Source organism: Armatimonas sp. (assembly GCF_031410135.1).
Taxonomy (GTDB): Bacteria; Armatimonadota; Armatimonadia; order Armatimonadales; family Armatimonadaceae; genus Armatimonas.
This window is the reverse complement of sequence record NZ_JANNYP010000338.1, coordinates 1-3663: the sequence shown is the minus strand read 5'-3', so window position 1 is coordinate 3663 and position 3663 is coordinate 1. Positions and strand designations below refer to the sequence as shown.

Genomic DNA, 3663 nt, shown 5'->3' with positions numbered 1-3663 from the left:
CGCCACCCCCTCCCGATAACGGGAGAGGGTTTGGATGGGGCTGCCCCCCTCAGACTCCCCCTCTCTCCCACCTGAAGGGCGATAGTTATTGGGAGAGAGGGGGCCGGGGGGAGAGAGGGCGCAGCGTCAAACAGGCCACCTCGGGGCGGCAGTTGAAGCGAGGGGCGAGCCAAGGCAGGCGTGGGATAAACGCGAGGCCGATGCCTCGGGAGATGTAGGTCGTGAGCTCGCCACCGGGATCGTAGCCCAGGATCTCCGTGAGGCGCTTGGGACTGAAGGCGCCGCAGTCTAAGAGGCGGCTGAGCGGGTTCTGGGTCTTCCACGGGCCGATTATCGGGAAGCGAACTTGCCCCCCGTGGGTGTGCCCCGAGAGCATCAGGTCCACCCCCGCACGGGCGGCGAGCGCGGCCACTTGCGGTGAGTGGGCGACAAAGAGCGTGAAGCGCTCCGGGGTGAGCTTTGCAAACGTGGCGTCTAAGTCCGCAAAGCCGTAGTAGGGGTCGTCGCAGCCCGCGATGGTAATGGTCTCGCCTCGGAGCGTGAAGGGGAGGCTCTCATTGGTAAGCGTGCAGACCCCCACCTCGGCCAGGAGCGCCTCTAGCCACGCCCGGCGCTCACGGCGGATCTTATGCTCCGCATTGCCCCACACCGCAAACGCCGGAGTGCCGGGAAAGAGCTGGGCGATCTGCGTGACGAGCTGAACGGCGGGCACCACGCCCTGGTAGCTGCCTAAAAAATCGCCGCCCCAGAGGATCAAGTCCGGCGTTTCGAGGGCACCACAAAGCTCCACCACGCGCCGCTCGCGCTCCCCAAACTCCGTCACGTGCGGGTCAGAGAGAAAGAGAACCTTCAGGCCGTCCCAGCTTGCGGGCAGGCGCGGCAGGAACAGCTCCGTATGCGTCACCTCTACGAGAAGCGGCTCGATCTTGAGGGCGTAGTAGGCTGCTGCCAGTGCTGCGCCTGTCGCTATGCCCAGTTGCTTCTTACTCATCAGGAGAGCGGTGCCGCCGCAGAAGAAGAAAGAGGCTCGACACGGGCATGGAGCGTTCGGATTTTCACCACATCTCTGAGCATCTTCAAGCCCGCCTTGAGATATGCCCCTCGCGTGGCAAAGGCCGCCGCGCCCTCTTGATGCGCCCAGCGAACGGGAATCTCCGCGACACGTAGCCCGAGTCTGCGTGCGAGAAACAGCGCCTCCACATCGAAGCTAAAACCATCGAGCTGACAGCGGGAGAAGATCGCCTGCGCCGCGTCGCGCTGGAGCAACTTAAAGCCACACTGCGTGTCCTCGATGCCGGGCGTGGCGGCAAGCTGGACGATTTTATTAAACGCACGGCCACAAAGCTCGCGCAGCAGCGGCTGGCGCACCGTCAGCTCCGACTCGCGCAGGGGCCGGGAGCCGATGGCGTAGTCCGCGCCGGTGTCTAGCGCCGCTTCGAGCTTGGTCAGCTCCTCAATAGGCGTCGCCAGGTCCGCGTCCATAAAGAGCACCCGCTCCCCAGCGGCTCGCAAGACCCCAAAGCGTACCGCATAGCCCTTGCCTTTATTGCCGCCATAGCCCAGCACCGTCACGCCAGGAAACGTCGCCGCGACAGCCGCTGTCTCGTCTTTAGAGCCATCGTCCACCACTAGAATCTCGGCGTCGAGCCCACGCTTTTGGACATAGGCCCAGGTCGCCTCCAGCGTCCGAGGCAGGCGCTTGGCTTCGTTGTAGGCAGGAATGACGATAGAAAGCTGCATTTTCTTGGTGTTATTGTATCGCAGGCAGGCATGGTATCCTGAGGCTCAGTTATGAACCGTCTAGATGCGCGTTTTGCGGAGCTGAAGTCACGTGGCGAGGGAGCCCTTGTCGCTTTTGTGACGGCGGGCGATCCGTTTCCAAGTCGTACTGCCGATGTGATCTGCGCCTTGGCGGAGGCGGGGGCCGATGTGATCGAGCTGGGCGTGCCGTTCTCTGACCCATTGGCCGATGGTCCGACCATTCAAGCCGCGAGCTTTCGGGCACTTCAGGGCGGGATGACGCCGCCGAAAGTGCTCGATGCAGTGCGTGAGGCCCGCGCTCGGGGCGTGACGGTGCCGATGGTGCTGATGGGAGCTTACAACCCGGTGCTTCAGTACGGGCCGACACAGTTCGCCCAAGACGCCGTGGCCGCCGGAGCCGATGGCGCAATTGTCACCGACGTGATCCCCGAGGAGGCCGACACCTGGAAGCCGATTGCGGATGCAGCGGGCCTGGCGACGATCTTTCTGCTCGCACCGACCTCCACCACGGCGCGCATGGAAGCCGTCGGAGAGCTCGCGGCGGGCTTTATCTACTGCGTCTCCATGACCGGCATTACGGGAACCAAGGAAGTCGTTCCCAGCGAGCTGCCAGGCTTAGTTTCCGCGATTCGCGAGCATGCCCGCGAGACGCCCGTCTGTGTTGGCTTTGGTGTCAAGACCCCTGAGCAAGTCAAGGCCATCTGCGCCTTCGCCGATGGTGCCGTGGTCGGAAGCTCGCTGGTCACCCTTCTCCACGAAAACCGCGAAAAACCCGATGTGCTTACTGTGGTGAAAGAGTATGTTGCGTCGCTAAAAACTGCTACAATGGGGGCATGAACCGACGACAGTTTCTGGGAGCCGCCGCTGCGCCGCTCTTTCTGCCTAGCTCCGTGCTGGGGCGTGCGGGCCACACGGTGCCCGCAGATCGCATTACCGTGGGCATTATTGGCTGTGGGAAGATGGCCAATAACTTCCATATCCCGACGCTTCTTGACTTTGACGACGTGCAGATTCTCGCCGTCTGTGATGTGGACACGACCCGGCGCGAGCTGGCTAAGAAGCGGGTCGAGACGCACTACGCGGGCGAGGAGCGGGCTACCCGCACCTGCGCGGCCTACAACGACTTTCGTGAGATTATCGCTCGCAAAGATATAGACGCCGTGGTGATCGTCACCCCCGAGCACTGGCACGCAATCCCGATTATCGAGGCGTGCAAGGCCGGAAAAGATGTCTACTGCGAGAAGCCGCTGACGCTCACGCTCGCGGAGTCCAAGCGCTGCATCGAGGCCGTGCGTAAGTACAAGCGCGTGCTCCAGACCGGCAGCCAGCAGCGTTCTAATGTCTTTGGCAGCTTCCGCCAGGGCTGTGAGTTTATCCGAAACGGGCGGCTGGGCAAGATCAAGTCCGTGACGGTGGGGGTTGCCGCGCCGAGTATCTGGTGTGATCTGAAAGAGGAAGCGATGGAGCCGGGTCTCGACTGGGATCTGTGGCTTGGCCCCGCGCCGATGCGACCATATAACTCCGCGTTAGCCCCGCGCGGTGCACACAACCACTTCCCCGCCTGGCGCAACTACCGCGAGTACTCGGGCGGAGGCCATGCTGACATGGGAGCCCACCACTACGACATCGCGCAGTGGGCACTCGGCAAGGACGACACCGACCCAGTAGAGATTCTCCCGCCGTCTGATCCGATGGCAATGGAGGGCGCGAAGCTGATCTACGCCGATGGGATCGAGGTTGTTCATGGCGGCCCGAGCGGCTGTTTCTTCACGGGAAGCAATGGAACCCTGCACCTCGACCGAGGCGTGCTCAAGAGCGACCCGCCCGAGCTGGCCAAGACCCCGCTGGGCGAGAACGAGACCACGCGCCTCTTTGTCTCGCCGGGGCACCACCGCAACTGGA

4 protein-coding genes are annotated in these 3663 nt (G+C 63.2%); 2 read left to right on the top strand and 2 right to left on the bottom strand.

All coding sequences use genetic code 11. The features are described from left to right. Positions 1 to 85: 85 nt before the first annotated feature. Both RMO15_RS12405 and RMO15_RS12400 read right to left on the bottom strand, forming a co-directional pair. Complete coding sequence (locus RMO15_RS12405) at positions 86 to 991, bottom strand: metallophosphoesterase (protein WP_309712800.1); 906 nt, start codon at positions 989 to 991, stop codon at positions 86 to 88. Further along, positions 991 to 1740 (bottom strand): glycosyltransferase family 2 protein, encoded by a 750-nt coding sequence (locus tag RMO15_RS12400; RefSeq protein ID WP_309712797.1) that lies wholly within the window; start codon positions 1738 to 1740, stop codon positions 991 to 993. Before RMO15_RS12400 ends, RMO15_RS12405 begins: the two co-directional genes overlap by 1 nt. A gap of 51 nt (positions 1741 to 1791) precedes the next feature. Here RMO15_RS12400 and trpA point away from each other — a divergent pair, with 51 nt between their 5' ends. Together trpA and RMO15_RS12390 are read left to right on the top strand one after the other, a co-directional pair. Continuing rightward, positions 1792 to 2598, top strand: coding sequence for a tryptophan synthase subunit alpha (gene trpA / locus RMO15_RS12395; RefSeq protein WP_309712794.1), 807 nt, complete (start codon positions 1792 to 1794; stop codon positions 2596 to 2598). Beyond that, positions 2595 to 3663 (top strand): Gfo/Idh/MocA family oxidoreductase (locus tag RMO15_RS12390; RefSeq protein ID WP_309712792.1); only part of this gene is annotated, 1069 nt, incomplete at its 3' end. The genes trpA and RMO15_RS12390, both read left to right, overlap by 4 nt.

Coding starts and splice junctions, on each gene's coding strand:
- RMO15_RS12405 (WP_309712800.1), bottom strand. CDS start 991: ATGAGTAAGAAGCAACTGGGCATAGCGACAGGCGCAGCACTGGCAGCA.
- RMO15_RS12400 (WP_309712797.1), bottom strand. CDS start 1,740: ATGCAGCTTTCTATCGTCATTCCTGCCTACAACGAAGCCAAGCGCCTG.
- trpA (WP_309712794.1), top strand. CDS start 1,792: ATGAACCGTCTAGATGCGCGTTTTGCGGAGCTGAAGTCACGTGGCGAG.